This is a genomic window from Pantoea sp. Lij88 (assembly GCF_030062155.1).
Lineage (GTDB): Bacteria > Pseudomonadota > Gammaproteobacteria > Enterobacterales > Enterobacteriaceae > Pantoea.
In genome coordinates, this window is record NZ_CP118267.1 from 585535 (window position 1) to 605339 (window position 19805).

Genomic DNA, 19805 nt, shown 5'->3' on the forward strand with positions numbered 1-19805 from the left:
CTGGTTGGCACAAAAAAACGGGAGCAGCGCAAGACACCAGATGGTGCCGCTGTCTCCCGGGCTTTTGTCCCGCCGTGTAACCTCGCAGAGGTCGCCAGCTCTCGGACCAGACATTCACCTGCGTGAACCGGAACCCTAGCCAGCTATTTGCTATCAGTTGTGTCGAACGCTGCTTACTGTTTTGACTTCAGCAAATGGCGTGCCAGAAATTAAATCTATTAATATCAGTTAAATAGTGGATTCGCATTTCATAAGGCACCGGGATGGTGAGCCAGCAACGGGCGTTGCACATAATCGGTGCCGTGACGCCGGTCACCTATCGCTATATAATCCATTTCATAACGATTTTTGAGGATAGTTAATGAAGCGCTTCTGGCAGGCATGCACACTCGGTTTACTGATACTCCTTCCGCTCACTTCCCAGGCATCGCGCCAGATTACCGATCAGATTGGCCGCCAGGTTGCGATTCCTGACCACGTTGACCGCATTGTCGTGCTTCAGCACCAGACGCTGAACCTGCTGGTGCAGATGAACGCCACCGATAAAATCGTGGGTGTGATGGCGAACTGGAAGCAGCAGCTCGGCGACGGCTATGCCCGACTCGCCCCTGAGCTGAACCATATGGCCACGCTGGGCGATCTGACGCATGTTGATCCGGAGAAACTGGTGGCACTGCATCCGCAGGTGGTGTTTGTCACCAATTATGCCCCGCACGAGATGATCGACAGCATTACCGCGCTGGGGATTCCTGTGGTGGCTATCTCGCTGCGTCACGATCAGCCAGGTGAAAAGGCCAGAATGAATCCGACAATGGATGACGAGGAGATGGCTTACGACAAAGGGCTGCGTGAAGGGATTACGCTGATTGGCGAGATCGCCAATAAACCCGCAGAAGCGAAAGCGCTGATTGAGGCCACCGATCAGGGACGCAAAATGGTCAGCGACCGCCTGAAGGATATTCCGGCGGAGAAACGTATTCGTGCCTACATGGCGAACCCGGAGCTGACCACGTATGGCTCAGGAAAATACACCGGCCTGATGATGCGGCATGCGGGCGCGGTCAACGTCGCCGCCGCGACTGTACAGGGCTTTAAAACGGTGTCGATGGAGCAGGTGATCGCCTGGGATCCGCAGGTGATTTTTGTGCAGAATCGTTACCCCTCTGTCGTCAATGAGATCAACAGCTCACCGCAATGGCAGGCGATTGACGCGGTCAAACATCATCGCGTCTTTCTGATGCCGGAGTACGCCAAAGCCTGGGGCTATCCGATGCCGGAAGCGATGGGGCTTGGCGAGCTGTGGATGGCGAAAAAACTCTATCCGCAGAAGTTTCAGGATGTGGACATGAACAGGCTGGCTAACCGCTGGTATCAGCGTTTCTATCGCACTACTTATCAGGGGCCTGAATGATGTGCGCCCCGCGACTCGGGGCGCACAAAGCAGATTAAAGCTGAGTGAAATCGACTTTTAGCCGATGGCTGATGTGTTCTGCCTGTTCGATGGCCTGGTCACCCTCGCCTGTCAGCACAAATGCAATCGCGAAAGCGAAATCAAACGCCGCACCCAGATCCTGCCCGCTCAGCAGGTTGCCATCTTTCACCACCGATGCATCGACGTAAACGCCATCGGTGACACCTTCTGATGAGGTGCCGGAACTGACATAGCGCCGCCCTTTTAACAGACCATGAGGCGCAAGAACTCTGGCTGCTGCGGAGCAGATGGGGCAGATCAGACGGCCCGCGTCATCATGCTGGCGTATAAAATCGATGACCGCAGCATTCGCTGTCAGGTTTTTGCTGCCGTCGGGGCCGCCCGGCACAATCACCGCATCAAACAGCCGCTCGCGATTCGTCTCCAGCAACTCATCCGCGACAAGCTTCACCTGATGATAACTGGTTATCTCCCGGTAGGGCTGGCAGGCCAGAGTCGTCACGCGAAGGCCCAGCCGTGAAAGGATATCAAGCGTAATAATGGCTTCAGCCTCTTCAAAGCCAGGCGCGAGCAGCACAGCTACATTCTTATCCATGAAAAAATCCTTTTTATACTGATGTGGATGACGCAAAGAACCTTCAATCCTGGGCTGAGCTGGCGCGCGTGTTACTGATCAGCATCAAGTGCGGCGGGGTTTGCTGCAGGACTGCATCACGGCAGTCTCTTCGGCTACCGTGATGCGTGAGGATTTAAAACTCTTCGGGTTCGCCCGGTAACGGCTCGGTCAGTTCCTGCCCTTTCACACCGGCATAGGTAATCACCAGTTCGGCTGGCTCATCCAGCGTATAGCCGCGATGCGCGCTGTTCACCGTCTCATTAAGCGCCTCACCCGCATGGAAAGTGCGCTGCTCGCCGCTCTCTTTATCCTCAACAATCAGGGTGCCGGAGAGAATAAACGCCGCATTCGGCATTGGATGAGTGTGCCAGGGCAATGACGTGTGGGCAGGCAGTGACAGCCGCATAACCGTCAGCTCGGGTTCGCCAGCAGGATAGGCTTCAATGACTTCACCATTCCAGGCCTGGCTGCTGCGCATGACTTCAACTGCGTTGATCCCGCTATCTTGCTTCGACATAGTTAATCCCTGTTAATAATCAATAGAATGCCTGTAATGACTGATTAGTAAGCGTAGAAGAAAATTACGTGGCTGCTTAATACGCTAATTGACTGAAAATATCCGCCAGCGAATCCAGGAATAATGGCCGAGAATTATTGATCAGCGCGAGAATCTGGTTAATTACTGTTCGAAATCAGCGTTGTGGTTATAAGATATATTCCTCAGTCAGTACGCAACCCGTGCATTCTGTATTATCTTTGAAAACATCTACTATCTGAGGGATTTCTGATAATGAAAGGTCTGTTTACGGCATTACTTGCCAGTTCTGTTTTATTATTATCCGCCTGCTCAAAAGACGACGATAACAAAGTTAAAGTTGCGATTAATACCGGGCCCGATGAAGCGATCTGGCAGGTGGTTCAGCAGGTTGCTAAAGATAAATACAAGCTCGATGTTGAAGTGCTTAACTTCAATGATTATGTGCTGCCTAATGAAGCGCTGAATAACAAAGAAGTCGATGCTAATGCCTTCCAGAGCCTGCCCTATCTTGAGTCACAGTCTAAAGAACGCGGCTATAAGTTTGCCGTAGTGGGTAAAACGTTCGTCTTCCCGATTGCGGCTTATTCGCACAAAATCAAAAACATCAGTGAGCTGCAGAGTGGTGCCACTATCACCATCTCTAACGAAGCCACCACGCTGGGACGCAGCCTGCTGCTGCTGCAGGCACAGGGTCTGATTAAACTGAAAGACGGTGTGGGTTATTTACCGACCTCGCTGGATATCATCGAAAATCCAAAAAATCTGAAGCTGGTTGAAGTGGATACCCCACAGCTGACCCGCACGTTAGACGATCCTAATGTCAGTCTGTCGATCATTAATACCAACTTCTCGGCTCAGGCTGGATTATCAGCACACCGTGATGGCCTGTTTATGGAAAGTGCCTCGTCGCCTTACGTGAATGCCCTGGTATCACGGGAAGATAATAAAGACAGCGATAAAATTCAGAAGCTGAAGGCTGCGCTGCAGTCACCGGAAGTCGCGGCGAAAGCGGAAGAAGTCTACAAAGGTGATGCGATTAAAGGCTGGTAATTCCCCCATTAATCGGACCTGAACGATCAAAAAAGGCCGCACTCAGTTGCGGCCTTTTTTATTTCTGCGTTTTCTGCCTGCGCTTACCCATCAGCCTCTGCTAAAAGTCCGGATATGCCCTTACGCGGCTGCGCCTTTAGGCTGAGCAGAGAGATGTCCTGCCCACAGGCTGGCAACCCATTTCACCCCTTTGGAGGTAAATCGCGCCTGAGAGAACGCGTGCTGGTTTTCGCCCGTACCGGTATGCAACGTGAAGTATCCGGCCTGCAGATGGTAGTGCTGCGGCGTCAGGGTGCCTTTGGCGCGATACATAATGTTGCGCTCCAGCAGGAACTGGCGGAACTCCGGCTCTTTCACTTTCAGCATTTTGCAGAGCTGGCGAAAGCCCAGACAGTCATCCACCTCGACGAAGTTATCAAAGAACGCGGCTTTGGGTGCCGAGAGAGCCAGCTGCTGCTCTGCCGCCTGACGCTGTTCAAACTGCTCGGCCCAGGCGCGAGCCGCTTCAGCCGGATTGGTAAAGTCAGGCAGATGGGTGGTCTTCTCGCGATCCTGCCAGCGATCCAGCACTTCAGCCGTGAAGCCCGGCGACAGGCGAGCGACAGCCAGCAGCGAGTCACGCTTGCTCAGGCGGAACTCCTGACGCACTTCCCCTTCCCGCTCATACTCATTCACGATGAGTGGCTGGGAGAGACGCTGAGCCGTCTCCAGACTTTTGATTAACCGCTTCACTTCTCCGTGTGTAATACCGGTCATCTGAGCCAGCTCACGGCTGCTCATTGTGACCGATTGTTCCAGAGACCTGAGGCTTTCAGTCGAAATCATCATGGGTTCACCCCTCACTTACGCTACCAATACCCGGCGGGCAGTCCATTTATTATACAAACACCTGTTCAAATATCCAGTATTTTATTTAAGCAGTAACGTAACTGGAAGCGGTTACGCAAAAAGGATGCGGAGAAGCCTTACTGGAGGCGTTGCGGGCTTTTGCTGCAGCATAGAGAGGTAATCAGAGCCTCGGTTATTTACATATAATCACAATGATGGACACAGACTCTTTACATTACAGTATAGTGAAGGCAGTCAGCAGGTTACTGGCCTGCCAGGCTCACTATTTTTGATTCGGGGTGCAGGGATGAAATCAGGCCCGTTACCACTGGATGTCACCTTTTTTTGGAGTAAGTCATGCAGCCGTTGAAAGTCGCCTTTATTAAAGCCAACTGGCACAGCGAGATCGTTTCTCAGGTTCTGACCGGTTTCGAACAGGAACTGGAAAGCCGGGGTGCGGCATATGAGATTAAAACATGGGATGTGCCGGGCGCTTTTGAAATGCCGCTGCTGGCACAACGTCTGGCGCAGACCGGCAAGTATGATGCGATTGTCTGTGCGGCTCTGGTGGTGGATGGCGGCATCTATCGCCATGATTTCGTCGCGCAGGCGGTGGTCAGTGGTCTGATGCAGGCGCAGCTGGCGACCAACGTACCGGTGTTCTCGGTTTCCCTGACGCCACACAATTTCCAGCCATCGGCAGAGTTTATCGACTTCTATACCCAGCATTTCGTGAAAAAAGGTCAGGAAGCGGCGCGTGCCGTCTGTCAGATCCACTCTCTGGAACTCTGATTATTCCGGATGCGGCTGACGCATCTGTCTGCGCTGTTAAGGAGAGTAAGTTGGAAAATTCACGTCCGCCTTTACCGCCGTTTACCCGGCCTGAACAGGCGATAGAAAAAGTCCGGCTGGCTGAGGATGGCTGGAACAGCCGGGATGCTGAGCGTGTCGCGCTGGCTTATTCAGCGGATAGCCAGTGGCGTAATCGCGATACGTTTCTGACCGGCCGGGCAGAAATTGTCGCTTTCCTGCAGCAGAAATGGCAGCGGGAGCAGCAGTATCGGCTGATCAAAGAGCTGTGGAGTTATGACCAGAACCGGATTGCGGTGCGGTTTGCCTATGAGTGGCACGATGAACAGCTGCAGTGGTATCGCTCGTATGGCAACGAAAACTGGGCGTTTGATGAGCAGGGATTAATGATGCAGCGCTTTGCCAGCATCAACGATCTGAAAATCAATGAAGAACAGCGGCTGTTTCACTGGCCACAGGGACGGCGCCCTGACGACCATCCTTCACTGAGCGAACTCGGTTTATAACGCAGGCGTGTTCAGCGGAGAGTGTTGCTCTCCGCCTTCATCAACTCAGCCCTGCTCGTCTTTGTTTTCAACAAAGGTCGCTTTGTTGCGGGTGACTGTATAAGCCACTTTTTTGACATCTTCCGGTGACGTGGTCACTTCTACCGGCGCAATAGTTACCCGACCCATACCGAACAGGGTGGGCACATAGCCACCAATCTGGTGCTTGCCGGCCTGAACATGCAGCAGCATGCTTTCACCGTTAGGCAATCTGCCGGCGTCTTTACCATCTACCGTCAGGAACACACTGGAGCCATCATCTGCGCGGGTTTTGATGTGTGAAACATCAATCTGCGTCGGGCCAGCAGCAAATTCATCCTGCGCATCGGTGGCGGCATTTTTCTTTGCGCAGCCGGTCAGCACAGCAGCAACCGTCACAACGGCGAGAGTATAACGATAACGCATTGGGCACTCTTTCTCCTGATCATCAGAACCCGCTATTTTAGCGATTTGCCGGTCGGATGTAAGGGGGGAAAGCGTCGGCATGCTCTTAAAAAGGGTAAATCCGTGCGGATTTCGGGTTTGGTTTGTGTAAAGAATCTTTACTGAATAAATGTACAGTCTTTTTTTAAGCGGTAGCTGAACATTTAACCTGCTGATCATCATGAGTTTAACCGCTAAATAAGGCGCGATAAGCGCAGCGTCACGCGTGCTATTCCCGGCTTTAGCAGGCTTTTACTCTGTTAATTGGTGATTATAAGGTTCATAGTGGTTGTTCATCCCCGGTTAATCCCGGCGGCTATTCCCTCTACAGAGGGCACGAAATGCAAATTCTTAATACCGAGACTGTTTGTGCGATTACCGGCACCCATCCTGCGAACCTGAAGCGCTGGATGAAGCAGGGTTTACTGACGCCACAGCAGAATTCAGATGACTGGAGTGATGATCACCTCAGCGAAATTCGTATCCTGGTAGGCTTAACGGCCATGGGCGCAACGCTGGACGAGATCAAAGTGGGCCAGCAGGCTGCATCAGCGGTTACGACCTATGGCTGGGCAGCGCGCAAAGGCGACATGCTCTGGCAGCTCGAATTCGGCACACCGCTGTCGCTTTCGCGTCAGATGCACAATATGTCCAGCAACTACAGCGGTGATGATTTCATCATTAATCTGCTGCGACCGTTGAGCGTCTGGCTGTATGCCGATCACCGTCGCGGAGCGTCACGTCGCCTCGATCGCTTTGAACAATCCGTTCAGCAACAGGCAGACAAAGTGATGCGCGTTTCATCGCGTAACGCATCCTCGGTTCCTCTGTTTCTGGAAGCGGTGAGCGTGCTCGATAAAACTGAGATCTGGCTGGAAGCGATTCGTCTTACTGCGATGGGCTTTAATGTTGCGGTTGACTCACGCGCATCCGGACAGCCCGCCATTAAATCTGAACTCCATCAGCATCATGTCATGTGGTGTGGTGCCGGGATCAGTCAGCAGATGCAGGATTATTTCGAACAGCAGAGTCAGGATGGTCATCCTGTGATGCTCAGTGGCCCTGATCGTAACCTCCACTATTCGCACTCTGACGCCTCCAGCGCTGCCTGATAGCAGGCAGTTCCCCGCTTTATCGTTCCGGTAAATATTTTTTTCCGTTAAGAATCTCTTAAGGCGGCTACGTATACTGGCGCCTCAACTCTGACTCATTGACGAGACTACGATGAAAAAAACTTTACTGACCCTCAGCCTTTGCCTGTTGCCCCTCACTTTCACTGCTGCGCATGCGGCATCTGCCCTGACCGGTTGTGCTGCCAAAAAGCAGGAGATTGAGACTCAGCTCTCTTTTGCCCGCCAGCACAATAATGCTCATCAGGTTGCCGGCCTTGAGACCGCCCTGCGCGAAGTTGAACAGAATTGCACCGAAGGCAGTCTGTTAAAGCAGCGCCAGGAAAAAGTGGCGGAGAAAAAGTTAAAGGTGCAGGAACGCGAACAGGAACTGGCAAAAGCGAAAGCGGATGGACGCAGCGCCAGCAAAATCCAGAAGCGTGAAGACAAACTGGCAGATGCGCGTCAGGCGCTGAAAGAAGCCGAACAGGTTCTTCATCAGTAATCGCTCCGGGCCAGCGCCTGCGCTGGCCCGCTCTTTTTCGATTTTCCCCTCCCTGCTGCCTCTCTGATCTAAATGCCTGATTAACCTGTACAATTCCTGCTCAATGCATTACTTAAGGTAATCCTTCAATTACTTATTCTCATGCACGAAATCAGGACCGTAAAGTCAATCAGGTAGCGATCAATTATTTAACTTTTTGAACGCCCTCAAAGATCTGAAAGATAGCGAGGTTCCCCTGATATGCAGCCAATACGCACTTAACGCGCATCTTTATTCGCCCTGATGGGGTCATTGCCCCCGTTTTATTCACTTTTCTGCCCCAAAACAGGGCATAGGTGCACTTAAATGGAGCAAAGGCACCATCTTATTTGTTTCAGAAGTGTTAGATTATGTCCGCGCAAGATAATGCGCTCACCCTTCACGGCTCCACCCAATAAATGACTTCATTAAGAAAGGTTTTTTATGGATAAGTTATCTTATGCGTCTGAAAGCAGCACATCTGCCTGGTCCACCTACTTACAGCAAATCGACCGGGTTGCGCCTTATCTGGGCGATCTTTCACGTTGGATAGATACTTTGCGTCATCCAAAGCGTGCGTTGATTGTTGATATTCCTCTCCAGATGGATGATGGCTCAATTCGCCATTTCGAAGGCTATCGCGTTCAGCACAACCTTTCGCGCGGCCCAGGTAAAGGCGGTATTCGCTATCATCCGGATGTCGATCTGAATGAAGTCATGGCGCTTTCGGCGTGGATGACCATTAAATGTGCGGCGGTTAACCTGCCTTACGGTGGTGCTAAGGGCGGCATCCGTGTCGATCCTTTCAAACTCTCAGATGGTGAACTTGAGCGGCTGACCCGTCGTTATACCAGCGAGATTGGCATCATTATCGGGCCGCAAAAAGATATTCCGGCGCCAGACGTGGGTACCAATAGCAAAGTGATGGCGTGGATGATGGACACCTATTCCATGAACCACGGCACAACGATTACCGGCGTGGTGACCGGCAAACCGATTCACCTGGGCGGTTCACTGGGCCGTGAAAAAGCGACGGGTCGTGGCGTGTTTATCACCGGACGCGAAGTGGCTCGTCGTTCAGGCATCGAAATCGAAGGTGCCCGTGTGGCGGTTCAGGGTTTCGGTAACGTCGGCAGCGAAGCCGCACGCCTGTTTGATGAGGCGGGCGCTCGTGTGGTGGTAATTCAGGATCACACGGCGACAATTTATAATTCAGATGGCATTGATATGGCCGCGCTCAGCGAATGGCAGATCGCCCACAAGCAGATCGCCGGTTTCCCTGGTGCGCAGAGCATTGATAAAGAGGCGTTCTGGACCACCGAGATGGATATCCTAATCCCGGCCGCGCTGGAAGGTCAGATTACTCGCGAACGCGCAGAGATCCTGAGCTGCAAAATCGTGCTGGAAGGCGCAAACGGCCCGACTTATCCGGAGGCCGATGACATGCTGGCAACACGCGGTATTATCGTGGTGCCGGACGTAGTCTGTAATGCCGGCGGTGTTACCGTCAGCTACTTCGAATGGGTGCAGGACATGGCCAGCTTCTTCTGGAGCGAGGATGAAATCAATCGTCGCTCCGATAAGATTATGACCGAAGCGATGGTCCATATCTGGGACAAGTCGAAGGAGAAAGATTGCTCGCTGCGCACCGCAGCCTATATCGTGGCCTGTGAGCGAATCCTGATGGCGCGTAAAGATCGCGGTATCTATCCGGGTTAATGCTCAGGGCGCTGTTGCAGGCAACAGCGCCCTTTTCCTCTCTTACTTCATCAGCACCTGAAACTTCGGGTTAAACTCATCAAATATCGGCAAGGCGGCCGCACCCAGCGCAGCCGTATCGCTGCCTGTCATGCCAGTCTTCAGACGCATATCGTTCAGATACCGTCCCCGCACTGACTGATAAAGCGGAGGTAACCGCTCAACCATCTGCTCCAGCAGCGGCGCAGGCATCATCCCGCCAATAATCACCGCCTCAGCATCAAACACCGACTCCAGAATATTGATCGCCTGGCGCAACGGCGTCATGACGCTCTCAATCCACGCAGTGAACAGCGCAGGGTCAATCTGCAGCAGATCCTCAGGCAGCGCCCGCATCGGATCGAGCCCGCAGAATTCATAGGCGGCCTGTAACGAGACATACCGCTCCAGACAGCCCTGATTACCGCAGTAGCAGTCGCGGCCGCCAGGTTCCACGACGATGTGTCCAATCTCACCCGCATTATGGGCGTGGCCGGTATAGATATGGCCATCGGTGAAGATCCCCGCGCCCAGGCCGGTACCGATATAGAGATAGATAAAGGAGTTAAGGTGGCGCGCCGTACCGTGAAAGCGCTCGCCAATAGCGGCAACCGTGGCGTCGTTTTCCAGCGTCACCGGCAGGCCGCTGATGGCGGCAAGTTCAGCCTCGATATCGACCTGCTCCCAGCCGTTTAGCGTCGTCGGCCCGACAGATGAAATCCCCTCAACGCCAAAAGGTCCCGGCATCACCACGCCAATGCCCAGCACTTTCTGCCACTGAGCGCCGAGAAAGAGGCGCATTTCCTCCAGCACGTCGGCAATGCACGCCAGGGTGGCAGCCGGCTGCGGCTTTTGCACCAGAACGAGGCGGCGGAAATGCACTTCACCGCTGAGATCGACCAGCACCAGCAGCAGCGTCTGATGATCCAGATGAATGCCGATCGACCAGGCACTGGTGGGATTCAGCGTAACCGGAATCGAGGGCTGACCGCGCCCGCTGCGGCGCGGCTGGCGGCTGGTCAGCAGTTCAGCCTGCTCCAGTTCCGCCACGATATTCGAGACGGTCTGCGGCGTCAGCGCCGTCATGCGGGCCAGTTCGGCACGGGTCAGTTCACCGTGCAGGCGAATGGCTTCAATCACCACACGCCGGTTATGCGCCCGCGCATGTTCAAGGTTGGTACCTGAGGTTTTCATGTTGTTTTCCATTACAGCGGGACCCGACAGTATTGGTCCCCAGGGACGTTCCGGCAAACAATATCTTTGATGCTGCACGCATTTTTCGCGCTTCAGCATAGGCAATTTTGCCATAAAAGCGCAGTCTGAGTTTCAGCGTTGTTACGGCTTTGTTGCTTTGCCTCTGGCACTTGTGGCACGCCGTTTGCTTGGTTCCTGACAGGTCAGTTCCCTCACTGACCAGAATTTTGCCCCTGATTAAATCAATCAAATTGATTTAATTAACCGACAGCCTGTTGCTGCATAGTGGAGAAGACCATGTCACAGCGTTATACCCCCAAACTGAAAGCCGGGTTCGCCGCCTTACTGATGTTGAGCGCAGGCAGCGCGGCGGCGGCCAGCCAGATCAATGCCCTGTTTATGACGCAGGCGGCCTATAGCGAAAATGATATCCGCGCGATGACGCAGGATTTTCAAAAGCAGCACCCGGATGTCACCGTCAATCTGGAGTTTGTTCCTTATGAAGCGCTGCACGACAAGATCGTAGCGGCGCGTGGCGCGGGCGGTAATGGCTATGATGTGGTGCTGTTCGATGCCATCTGGCCAGCGGAATTTGCCCGTTTCGATCTGCTGCAGGATGTCAGCGCCCGCATTACGCCAGAGGAAAAAGAGAAGGTCTTCCCGGGCGCAATGAATACCGTGGTCTATAAGGGTAAGACGCTGGGTATGCCGTGGATCCTCGATACCAAATACCTCTATTACAACAAAGCGATGCTGGCTAAAGCGGGCATCACCACCCCGCCACAGACCTGGCAGCAGGTGCTGGATGACGCGAAGATCATCAAGGACAAAAAGATTGTGACGTACCCGCTGGTCTGGAGCTGGTCCCAGGCGGAAGCGCTGGTGTGTGACTACACCACGCTGGTGTCAGGCTTTGGCGGACAGTTCTATCAGAACGGCAAACTCGACTTCTCCAGCCCGGCCTCGCTTAAGGCGCTGAACCTGATGAAAAGCTCGCTTGATGAGGGGCTGAGTAACCCGGCTTCCCGTGAATATCTGGAAGAGGATGTGCGCAAATCATTCTCTAATGGCGATGCGGCTTTCGCGCTGAACTGGACCTACATGTACAACATGGCGAACGATCCTAAGCAGAGCAAAGTGGCGGGCGACGTTGGCATCATGCCTGCGCCGGGCGATGCGCCAGGAAAAGTGGGTGCGGTGAACGGGTCGATGGGACTGGGGATCACCAAAGGCAGCACGCATGCTAATGAGGCGTGGCAGTACATTCAGTACATGACCTCACAGCCGGTTCAGAACCAGTATGCGAAGCTCAGCCTGCCAATCTGGAAATCCTCTTATCAGGATGAGGCAGTGAAAAAGGATCAGGAGAGTCTGATTACTGCGGCGGACAAATCGCTAAACGTGATGCTGTCACGTCCGGAGACTGCGGACTATTCGCGCCTGTCAAACCAGCTGCAGCAGCAGTTACAGCAGGTATTGCTGGGTAAAGTCCCGGCTCAGGACGCGATGGCAACGGTGGATAAAAGCGCCGCCCGGTTACGTTAAGGAGTTATGATGCTGAGTTTGCGTCAACGCGAACAGCGTCAGGCATGGGTGCTGCTGGCACCCATGCTGCTGGTGATGCTGCTGCTTACCGCCTGGCCTCTTCTGCGCACCATCTGGCTCAGTTTTACCGATGCTGCGCTGATTGGCAGCGGTGAAACGCCTGCCTGGATTGGGCTGGAAAACTATCTCTATGCGCTCAGCGATCCCGATTTTCGGGCGTCGATCTGGCGCACGCTCTACTTCACTCTGGTCTCCGTCACTTTTGAAGGGATCATCGGCGTGCTGGTAGCGCTGCTGCTCAATCAGAAGTTCATCGGCCGTAATGTGTTGCGGGTACTGGTGATTCTGCCGTGGGCGCTGCCGACCATCGTCAACGCGATGATGTGGCGGCTCAACTTCAACCCCGATTACGGCAGCATTAACGCCCTGCTCAGCCAGCTCGGTATTATTGATGGCTACCGCAGCTGGCTGGGATCGCCGGATTCGGCGCTCAATGCGGTGATGTTTGCGGATATCTGGAAAAACTATCCGCTGGTCACCCTGCTGGTGCTGGCCGCGCTGCAGTCGATTCCTGACGATCTGTATGAAGCGGCACGGCTGGATGGTGCTTCAGCATGGCGTCGGTTCCGGGCAATTACCTTCCCGGCAATTGTTGCTCCGCTCGGCGTCGCGCTGGTGTTACGCACCATCGATGCCTTTAAGATCTTCGACATCATTTACGTGATGACGCGCGGCGGCCCGGTGGACAGCACCAAAACCCTCAGCTTTTTCGTCTATCAGGAGTCGTTCAGCTATCTGCGTGCCGGCAGCGGTGCGGCCTACGCGATACTGATGACGCTGATGTGCGCCCTGCTAATTACGCTCTATCTGCTGATGTTGTGGCATCAGCGCCGCCGGAGTTCTGCTTATGAAAACTAAACTGCGACGGGTACTGCGCTATGGAGCTGCGCTGCTGGTCGCCATCAGCATTCTGGCTCCGATGGGCTGGCTGTTTCTGATGAGCGTCAGCTCTGCCAGCGATCTCTCTCGCGTGCCGCTGGAGTGGCTGCCGCGTCAGTGGGATTTCAGCCGCTATCAGAGGCTGATTTCGCTGGCACCGAACCAGCCGGGCAACATTTTCCTGCATGCGCTGGGTAACAGCCTGCTGGTCGCGACGGTGGCCACGGCGATCTCGCTGCTGCTGGCAATACCGGCGGCGTTCAGCTTCTCACGCTACAGCGGCCGCGATGCCTGGCTTTCCGGCGCACTGGCGATCTACATGGTGCCGCCGGTGGCGTTTGTGCTGCCGCTCTACTTCCTGCTGCAACAGCTGGGGCTGCTCAACACCCGTCCCGGCCTGGTGATGGTCTACTGCTCGTTGATCCTGCCGTTCCTGACCTGGATGCTGAAGAATCAGTTCGACTCGCTGCCGCGTGATATCGAACAGGCTGCCCGTCTGGATGGCCTGCGCTTCTGGCAGGTTCTGCTGCGCATCACGCTGCCGCTGGCGAAACCGGTATTAGGCGCTGCTGCCCTGTTTGGCTGGCTGCTCGCCTGGGATGAGTTTTTCTACGCCCTGCTGTTCACCAGCAATATTTCGGCTCAGACCCTGCCGGTCGCGATTGCCGGTTTTACCGCCGGACGCGCGACGGATGATGGTCTGATCGCGGCGATTGGCATTCTGGCTTCGGTGCCGCCTCTGTTTATTGCCATCTGGTTGCAGAAGACGCTGGTCAGCGGTCTCACCAGCGGCGGAAGTAAGGGATAATTATGGACAAGACCATCGCGTCCACGCTTTATGTGGTGGGCAATATTAACGTCGATTTAATCATGAGTACGCTCAGCGACTGGCCGAAGCGCGGCACAGAAGTGATGCTGCAGCACAGCGAGTTACGTCCTGGCGGATCGGCCGGTAACTGCGCACTGGCCCTCGAAGCGATGCAGGTGCCGCATCGCGCCATCGCCAATCAGGGCGATGATGGCTTCAGCCACTGGCTCGCCAGTCATTTTCCTCAAAGTGCCGCACACTGGCCGCGCTATGCCTGTGAGACCTCGCTGACGGTGGGCGTGACGCATCCCGATAACGAACGATCGTTTCTCAGCAATCACGGTCATATCACCGTGCTGACCGCTGACGATGTGCTGGCCCAGCTGCCGTTGCAGGCGACGCCGGGCGACATCGTGCTGCTGTGCGGCACCTTTCTCTGTCTTGAACTCTACACCCACTATCCGGCGCTGCTGGCCGCGCTGCAGCAGCGTGGCTTCTGTATCGCTGTGGATACCGGCTGGCCGCCTGCGGGCTGGAGCGATGCGCTTCGCCTGGAGATGGGGAGCTGGTTAGCGGACTGTGACTGGCTGCTACTCAATGAGGTGGAAGCGCTGGGTTTAGCGGGCGCAGACCTGCTGGAACAAAGCGGTAAACGACTGGCCACTCAGCTCAGTGGTCGTGGCGGTTGTGTGATTAAGTGTGGCGCAGAGGGCGCGCGTCTCTGGTCTGCCGCCTCGGTGCAGTTTGCCGCCGGTCAGCCGGTGACGGTGGTCGATACCATTGGTGCCGGTGACAGTTTCAATGCCGGATTTCTTACTGCACTGCTCTACCGCCAGTCATCGCTCACCGCGCTGCGCTGGGGCATTGAAGTGGCTTCACAGGCGATAAGCAGCTCTCCGCGCCGCTATCCCAGCTGGCAACAACTCCAACTTTCAAATGAGGTGCGCTGAATATGGCCAGTGTTGAACTTGTACAGGTGGCGAAGCGCTACGGAAAACAGAGCGTGCTTCATCCGCTGGATTTAACCATTCCTGACGGCAGTTTTACCGTGCTGGTCGGTCCCTCTGGTTGCGGCAAATCCACCCTGTTGCGGCTGCTTGCCGGTCTGGATACCCTCTCTGATGGGGCGATCATGCTGGATAAAAAACAGATTAACGATCTCGATCCCGCTGACCGGGATATCGCGATGGTGTTTCAGAGCTATGCGCTCTATCCGCATCTTACCGTCGCAGAGAATCTGGCGTTTCACATGCAGGTAAAAAAGGTGAAGCGCGAGGAGCAGAAAAGCAAAATCGCCCGCATCGCAGGCATTCTCGGCATCGATCAGCTGCTGCAGCGTTATCCACGCGCGTTGTCGGGTGGACAGCGGCAGCGCGTGGCAATGGGACGGGCGATGGTGCGCAACCCGCAGGTGTTTCTGTTCGATGAACCACTCTCTAACCTTGATGCGCAGTTGCGCATGGAGCTGCGCGCCGAGATTAAGTCTCTGCATCAGCGGTTCAAAACCACGATGGTTTATGTCACCCACGATCAGGTCGAGGCGATGACGCTGGCAGATCAGATTGTGGTGATGAAAGAAGGGGTGATTGTGCAACAGGGTGCGCCGCTGGCGATTTATGACCGCCCGGTTAACACCTTTGTGGCCCGGTTTATCGGCTCGCCGCCGATGAATCTGCTGGATGCGCGCTTCCAGACACGCGACGGCCTGCCTGGCGTCTGCTGTGGCGAGCAGTGGCTGCCGTTGCCCCCTCGCTGGCACAGTGCGGCTCAGCAGCAGGCCGATCAGCCCGTGACGCTGGGCGTACGACCTCACGATCTGATTTTTGATGCCAGCGGGCAACCGGCGACGGTGAACATTGTGGAGATCACAGGGGAATCAACGCTGTTACACCTGAACTGGCAGGGTTTCCCGCTGCATATGCAGCTGAGCGGTCGCAGTGATGCCGTGCCGGGCGGGACGCTGCCGGTGACCGTGAATCCGGATAAGATGCACCTGTTTGATGCCAGCAGCGGCGTGCGGCTGACGGAACAGTGATAAAAAAACCCGCCGCTGGCGGGTTTTTAGTCTGTGAAGCAGATACTGGCTCAGGGAACCTACGGCCCCTTATGCCAGATGAAACTGCTCCACCGTCTGTGACAGCTGTTGCGCCTGATCCTCCAGCGAACTGGCGGCCGCCGACATCTGTTGCACCAGCGCGGCGTTCTGCTGAGTGACGCCATCCATTTCATTGACGGCAATCGTTACCTGACTGATGCCACGCGCCTGCTCGCTTGATGCGGTGACAATCTCGCCGATAATGCCCTGCACCGAATTCACCGCGTGCATCATCTCCTGCATGGTTTTACCGGCATCGTTCACCAGCCGGACGCCGCTCTCGACCCGTACGCTCGACTCTTCAATCAGTGCGCCGATCTCTTTCACCGCATTCGCGCTGCGCTGGGCCAGATTACGCACTTCAGAGGCGACCACGGCAAAACCGCGGCCCTGCTCACCGGCACGAGCGGCTTCTACCGCCGCGTTCAGCGCCAGAATATTGGTCTGGAAAGCAATGCTGTTAATCATAGTGGTAATGTCGCCGATCTTTTTCGAACTGTCATCGATCTGCGCCATCGTCTGCACCACCTCACCTACCAGCGATGCACCGCGACTGGCGATGTGCGTGGCGTTCTCCGTCAGGCTGGTCGCCTGCTGCGCGTTATCGGCGTTCAGGCGAATCGTGGCGCTGATCTGCTCCATACTGGCTGCGGTCTGCTCCAGCGCGGCAGCCTGCTCTTCAGTGCGTGACGCCAGATTGAGGTTGCCGCTGGCAATTTCGCCCGCGCCCTGACGTACTGATTCACTGGAATCTTTAATCTGCCCGACAATCTGCCGGAGCTGGCTTTGCATGGTGTTAAGCGCGAAAAAGAGGCTGCTGCTGTCGCCGCTTTTCACTGCGATCCGGTTATCCAGTTTGCCATCGGCAACGGCCAGCGCAATATGGGCTGCTTCAACCGGTTCGCCACCAATCGGACGCAGCACTTTACGGCTGAACAGCATGCCCAGCACCGCACCGACCAGCATGACGCTCACGACCATCAGGATCACCGCCCACATCAGCTGTCGGGTGGAGGCGGCCATGACCTGACTGACCGGGGCAACGACGCCGAGATACCAGGGTTTGTCGCTGTTACCAATCACCACCGGCTGCCAGGTCACTAAGGCATCTTCACCCAGCACGGCATCAAAATGCTGTACGACTGTCGTCGTAAAACCATCTTTTTCACCTTTCCAGGGTTTCCCGGCTTCATCTTTCACCGGTGAGGAGACGACATTCCCGTTAGCAGAGAGCAACAGGGCATAGCCGCTGCCCTGCCAGGGTTTGATCTGATTCACTTTCTGCTGCAGTGATGCCAGTGAAATATCAGAGGTGACCACCGCCTTTAAGGTGCCCTGATCCATAATCACAGCCGCGACGGAGGTGAGCAGCGTCGGTACGCCGTTATAGGCATAACTGTAGGGTTCGGTGAGCGTGTCTTTTTGTGATTTTTGCGGGACCAGATAGTAATCGCCCTGACCCGGCGTCAGATAGGAGAGCAGCGGATGCATCGCGTATTTACCCGACGCGTCGCGATCCACAAAAAAGGCATAGCGACCCTGTGGGGCCTGACCAGGCTGTGAGGCAAAATCAGCATCCCGGCCATCAAAGGCATTCTGTTCAAATATGACAGACATCGACAGATAGTCCGGATTAGCGCGCAGCGCATACTCCATCACCTTATCCGCCGCTTTGCGATCGGTAATTCCGGCGCCAGGTAAGGCGATCAGACTTTGACCGAGAAGGCTGGCGACATCGCGGGCATGACTCAGTTCCTGCTGAACCTGTAACGCACGGCTCTGCGCAATCTGCTGCAGATATTTTTCGGCCAGCTCTTTCTGTTCTTTACCCGACTGCCAGCTGAGGACCCCGATAGTCACGGTAAACCCCAGCACTATTGTTAAACCACCCATGATTAACATCTGCGCACGGGTACTCATTTTTTTCTTATGTGTTACCTGACTGGCCATAGTGATTCCCCTGAAATTTACCCGCTTCAATACCTCCTTGTGATTATCGTGCTCCTGAGATCTTCTATCGGCGGCGTTTTTTTGAACTTTAATAGGTGTTATTCCATCGTGACGGGGGGCTCACCGTGCGGGATGCAGGGAAGTTGATCGAAAAGGGATTATGCCGCTGCGAATGAACGGGCTTTTTTTGATCTGCAACAATATTGCCGCCCGCTATTACTGTCAGTTTATGTCAACAGTTGCTGTAGCCCCCTTATCGCAGTGGAGAGAGAACAATGATCGGTAAATCAGGATTAGCTGTTGGGATGGTTGTCTGGTTAGCATATGTCGCCTGGATCGTTCACTACTACTCAGACACCTTTATGCAATTCTCCCGCTAAGCAGACAGGACCTTCGGGTCCTTTTTTTGCCCTCACGTCAGCCAGATTGGCCTGTGAGCCAGATATTCGTTATTATCGACTCATTCTGTGAGCCGAATATAAACGCTTATTCGGCTCATTCTCTCTGATAGTGAGCCGATTATGAGCGTGAACTGGATCTGGCAGCAGCCGGACTGGCCCCATTTTCAATGGCAGGATGCCGTGCTATTACCGCGCCTGCGCCATCTGCAGCAGCAGCGCGGTTTGCTGCTGGGCCGTGCCAGCCTGCAGTCAGACGCTGAGTCCCAGACGCTAGATACCCTGCTGAGCAATATTCTCTCCTCATCGGCGATTGAAGAGGAGCGTGTCAACGTGCAGTCAGTGCGCTCATCGCTGGCGCGCCGGTTAGGCGTAACAGAAGAACAGCCATATCCTGTTTCCGATCGTTCAGAGGGACTGGCCGCGATGATGCTTGATGCCATCAACAATCGCAGCCAGCCGCTGACGATGGCGCGATTATTTCAGTGGCATCACTGGCTCTTTCCGGCTGATGAATGGACGGTGCAGCGCCTGAGCGTTGGCATGCTGCGCGGCAGTGAGCCGATGCAGGTGATCTCAGGACGCATCGATCGCCCCACAGTGCATTTTGAAGCACCACCACGACAGGGGCTGGAGCCGCAGCTGGCGCAGTTCATTGCGTGGTTCAACAGCAGCCAGCATGATGTGATGCTGGACCCGCTGCTGCGCGCCGCCATCTGCCATCTGTGGTTTGTCACCCTGCACCCGTTTGATGATGGTAATGGTCGTATCACGCGAGCGTTAACCGATTTGGCGCTGTCGCAGGCCGACAGCCAGAGCATCCGTCTCTATGCCATGTCCCCTGCGATTCTGGCGCAGCGTGCCGGTTATTACCGCATCCTTGAGCAGACGCAGAAAGGCGGTCTGGACATCACCCACTGGCTGGTGTGGTTTCTCGATATCCTGGATGAGAGCCTCCAACAGGCGATGGCCATCATCGATCGTACCCAGCAGAAAGCGCGTTTCTGGCTGCGGCATCAGGGGGCCGGATTAAGCCCGGAGCAGGTGAAAGTGCTGAACCGGCTGCTGGACGGTGGCGAACAGGGTTTTGAGCTGGGGATCAGCGCCAGTCAGTATCAGAAGGTCGCCAGAGTGAGTAAAGCCACCGCAACCCGTCATCTGGCGGATCTGGTGGAGAAAGGCTGTCTTTACCGGCTGGAGGGTGGCGGCAGGAGCACCCGCTATCAGGTTAAAACCGGCGAGATGCCCTGAAGGCGTGATTGCTG

At 55.1% G+C, this 19805-nt stretch carries 19 protein-coding genes and 1 riboswitch; of the genes, 13 read left to right on the plus strand and 6 right to left on the minus strand.

The window, feature by feature from the left end; genetic code table 11:
- Positions 1 to 51: 51 nt before the first annotated feature.
- Positions 52 to 150, minus strand: a riboswitch (guanidine-I (ykkC/yxkD leader).
- Between the two features lie 211 nt (positions 151 to 361).
- Positions 362 to 1411 (plus strand): ABC transporter substrate-binding protein, encoded by a 1050-nt coding sequence (locus PU624_RS02975; protein WP_283544802.1) that lies wholly within the window; start codon positions 362 to 364, stop codon positions 1409 to 1411.
- 34 nt (positions 1412 to 1445) lie between these two features.
- On the opposite strand, the gene PU624_RS02980 is transcribed toward PU624_RS02975, so the two are convergent.
- A complete protein-coding gene (locus tag PU624_RS02980; RefSeq protein ID WP_283544803.1) occupies positions 1446 to 2027 on the minus strand; it encodes a DJ-1/PfpI family protein in 582 nt (193 codons plus the stop codon).
- 154 nt (positions 2028 to 2181) lie between these two features.
- Complete coding sequence (locus PU624_RS02985) at positions 2182 to 2565, minus strand: cupin domain-containing protein (protein WP_283544804.1); 384 nt, start codon at positions 2563 to 2565, stop codon at positions 2182 to 2184.
- A 273-nt stretch (positions 2566 to 2838) separates the two neighbouring features.
- On the opposite strand from PU624_RS02985, the gene PU624_RS02990 reads away from it, so the two are divergent.
- Positions 2839 to 3636 (plus strand): MetQ/NlpA family ABC transporter substrate-binding protein, encoded by a 798-nt coding sequence (locus PU624_RS02990; RefSeq protein WP_283544805.1) that lies wholly within the window; start codon positions 2839 to 2841, stop codon positions 3634 to 3636.
- Positions 3637 to 3756: 120 nt separating this feature from the next.
- Here the strand turns inward: PU624_RS02990 and PU624_RS02995 are convergent, their stop codons facing one another.
- The gene (locus tag PU624_RS02995) at positions 3757 to 4464 is read right to left on the minus strand and encodes a phage antirepressor KilAC domain-containing protein (protein WP_283544806.1); all 708 of its coding nucleotides are present in this window, start codon (positions 4462 to 4464) and stop codon (positions 3757 to 3759) included.
- 357 nt (positions 4465 to 4821) lie between these two features.
- Between PU624_RS02995 and PU624_RS03000 the strand changes: the two genes are divergently transcribed.
- Positions 4822 to 5256, plus strand: coding sequence for a 6,7-dimethyl-8-ribityllumazine synthase (locus tag PU624_RS03000; protein WP_283544807.1), 435 nt, complete (start codon positions 4822 to 4824; stop codon positions 5254 to 5256).
- A gap of 50 nt (positions 5257 to 5306) precedes the next feature.
- Positions 5307 to 5780, plus strand: a complete 474-nt coding sequence (locus PU624_RS03005; RefSeq protein ID WP_283544808.1) for a nuclear transport factor 2 family protein — start codon at positions 5307 to 5309, stop codon at positions 5778 to 5780.
- A gap of 45 nt (positions 5781 to 5825) precedes the next feature.
- Here the strand turns inward: PU624_RS03005 and PU624_RS03010 are convergent, their stop codons facing one another.
- Positions 5826 to 6224, minus strand: coding sequence for a hypothetical protein (locus tag PU624_RS03010; protein WP_283545162.1), 399 nt, complete (start codon positions 6222 to 6224; stop codon positions 5826 to 5828).
- 359 nt (positions 6225 to 6583) lie between these two features.
- Here PU624_RS03010 and PU624_RS03015 point away from each other — a divergent pair, with 359 nt between their 5' ends.
- The 3 genes from PU624_RS03015 (at position 6584) to PU624_RS03025 (ending at position 9593) form a co-directional block, all read left to right on the plus strand.
- Positions 6584 to 7354 carry a MerR family transcriptional regulator gene (locus PU624_RS03015; RefSeq protein ID WP_283544809.1) on the plus strand — a complete coding sequence of 257 codons (771 nt, stop codon included), beginning with the start codon at positions 6584 to 6586 and terminating at the stop codon, positions 7352 to 7354.
- A 112-nt stretch (positions 7355 to 7466) separates the two neighbouring features.
- Complete coding sequence (locus tag PU624_RS03020; RefSeq protein WP_283544810.1) at positions 7467 to 7856, plus strand: DUF1090 domain-containing protein; 390 nt, start codon at positions 7467 to 7469, stop codon at positions 7854 to 7856.
- 462 nt (positions 7857 to 8318) lie between these two features.
- Positions 8319 to 9593, plus strand: coding sequence for a Glu/Leu/Phe/Val family dehydrogenase (locus PU624_RS03025; RefSeq protein WP_283544811.1), 1275 nt, complete (start codon positions 8319 to 8321; stop codon positions 9591 to 9593).
- A gap of 42 nt (positions 9594 to 9635) precedes the next feature.
- Here the strand turns inward: PU624_RS03025 and PU624_RS03030 are convergent, their stop codons facing one another.
- A complete protein-coding gene (locus PU624_RS03030; protein WP_283544812.1) occupies positions 9636 to 10805 on the minus strand; it encodes an ROK family transcriptional regulator in 1170 nt (389 codons plus the stop codon).
- A gap of 297 nt (positions 10806 to 11102) precedes the next feature.
- Between PU624_RS03030 and PU624_RS03035 the strand changes: the two genes are divergently transcribed.
- Genes PU624_RS03035 through PU624_RS03055 form a run of 5 tightly spaced genes read left to right on the plus strand, consistent with a single transcriptional unit; the run spans position 11103 to position 16132 of the window.
- On the plus strand, positions 11103 to 12350 hold the full coding sequence (locus PU624_RS03035; protein ID WP_283544813.1) for an extracellular solute-binding protein: 1248 nt from the start codon (positions 11103 to 11105) through the stop codon (positions 12348 to 12350).
- 9 nt (positions 12351 to 12359) lie between these two features.
- Positions 12360 to 13268: a carbohydrate ABC transporter permease gene (locus PU624_RS03040; RefSeq protein WP_283545163.1), complete on the plus strand. Its 909-nt coding sequence runs from the start codon at positions 12360 to 12362 to the stop codon at positions 13266 to 13268.
- On the plus strand, positions 13258 to 14097 hold the full coding sequence (locus PU624_RS03045; protein WP_283544814.1) for a carbohydrate ABC transporter permease: 840 nt from the start codon (positions 13258 to 13260) through the stop codon (positions 14095 to 14097). Before PU624_RS03040 ends, PU624_RS03045 begins: the two co-directional genes overlap by 11 nt.
- Before the next feature lie 2 nt (positions 14098 to 14099).
- A complete protein-coding gene (locus tag PU624_RS03050) occupies positions 14100 to 15047 on the plus strand; it encodes a carbohydrate kinase family protein (protein ID WP_283544815.1) in 948 nt (315 codons plus the stop codon).
- A 2-nt stretch (positions 15048 to 15049) separates the two neighbouring features.
- Complete coding sequence (locus tag PU624_RS03055; RefSeq protein WP_283544816.1) at positions 15050 to 16132, plus strand: ABC transporter ATP-binding protein; 1083 nt, start codon at positions 15050 to 15052, stop codon at positions 16130 to 16132.
- Between the two features lie 69 nt (positions 16133 to 16201).
- Here the strand turns inward: PU624_RS03055 and PU624_RS03060 are convergent, their stop codons facing one another.
- The gene (locus PU624_RS03060) at positions 16202 to 18142 is read right to left on the minus strand and encodes a methyl-accepting chemotaxis protein (RefSeq protein WP_283544817.1); all 1941 of its coding nucleotides are present in this window, start codon (positions 18140 to 18142) and stop codon (positions 16202 to 16204) included.
- Positions 18143 to 18663: 521 nt separating this feature from the next.
- Here PU624_RS03060 and PU624_RS03065 point away from each other — a divergent pair.
- On the plus strand, positions 18664 to 19791 hold the full coding sequence (locus tag PU624_RS03065) for a Fic family protein (protein ID WP_283544818.1): 1128 nt from the start codon (positions 18664 to 18666) through the stop codon (positions 19789 to 19791).
- Positions 19792 to 19805 lie beyond the last annotated feature (14 nt).

Excerpts from the sequence above, each read along its gene's own strand:
- PU624_RS02975 (WP_283544802.1), top strand. The coding sequence starts at position 362 with ATGAAGCGCTTCTGGCAGGCATGCACACTCGGTTTACTGATACTCCTT.
- PU624_RS02980 (WP_283544803.1), bottom strand. The coding sequence starts at position 2,027 with ATGGATAAGAATGTAGCTGTGCTGCTCGCGCCTGGCTTTGAAGAGGCT.
- PU624_RS02985 (WP_283544804.1), bottom strand. The coding sequence starts at position 2,565 with ATGTCGAAGCAAGATAGCGGGATCAACGCAGTTGAAGTCATGCGCAGC.
- PU624_RS02990 (WP_283544805.1), top strand. The coding sequence starts at position 2,839 with ATGAAAGGTCTGTTTACGGCATTACTTGCCAGTTCTGTTTTATTATTA.
- PU624_RS02995 (WP_283544806.1), bottom strand. The coding sequence starts at position 4,464 with ATGATGATTTCGACTGAAAGCCTCAGGTCTCTGGAACAATCGGTCACA.
- PU624_RS03000 (WP_283544807.1), top strand. The coding sequence starts at position 4,822 with ATGCAGCCGTTGAAAGTCGCCTTTATTAAAGCCAACTGGCACAGCGAG.
- PU624_RS03010 (WP_283545162.1), bottom strand. The coding sequence starts at position 6,224 with ATGCGTTATCGTTATACTCTCGCCGTTGTGACGGTTGCTGCTGTGCTG.
- PU624_RS03015 (WP_283544809.1), top strand. The coding sequence starts at position 6,584 with ATGCAAATTCTTAATACCGAGACTGTTTGTGCGATTACCGGCACCCAT.
- PU624_RS03020 (WP_283544810.1), top strand. The coding sequence starts at position 7,467 with ATGAAAAAAACTTTACTGACCCTCAGCCTTTGCCTGTTGCCCCTCACT.
- PU624_RS03025 (WP_283544811.1), top strand. The coding sequence starts at position 8,319 with ATGGATAAGTTATCTTATGCGTCTGAAAGCAGCACATCTGCCTGGTCC.
- PU624_RS03030 (WP_283544812.1), bottom strand. The coding sequence starts at position 10,805 with ATGAAAACCTCAGGTACCAACCTTGAACATGCGCGGGCGCATAACCGG.
- PU624_RS03035 (WP_283544813.1), top strand. The coding sequence starts at position 11,103 with ATGTCACAGCGTTATACCCCCAAACTGAAAGCCGGGTTCGCCGCCTTA.
- PU624_RS03040 (WP_283545163.1), top strand. The coding sequence starts at position 12,360 with ATGCTGAGTTTGCGTCAACGCGAACAGCGTCAGGCATGGGTGCTGCTG.
- PU624_RS03045 (WP_283544814.1), top strand. The coding sequence starts at position 13,258 with ATGAAAACTAAACTGCGACGGGTACTGCGCTATGGAGCTGCGCTGCTG.
- PU624_RS03050 (WP_283544815.1), top strand. The coding sequence starts at position 14,100 with ATGGACAAGACCATCGCGTCCACGCTTTATGTGGTGGGCAATATTAAC.
- PU624_RS03055 (WP_283544816.1), top strand. The coding sequence starts at position 15,050 with ATGGCCAGTGTTGAACTTGTACAGGTGGCGAAGCGCTACGGAAAACAG.
- PU624_RS03060 (WP_283544817.1), bottom strand. The coding sequence starts at position 18,142 with ATGGCCAGTCAGGTAACACATAAGAAAAAAATGAGTACCCGTGCGCAG.
- PU624_RS03065 (WP_283544818.1), top strand. The coding sequence starts at position 18,664 with ATGAGCGTGAACTGGATCTGGCAGCAGCCGGACTGGCCCCATTTTCAA.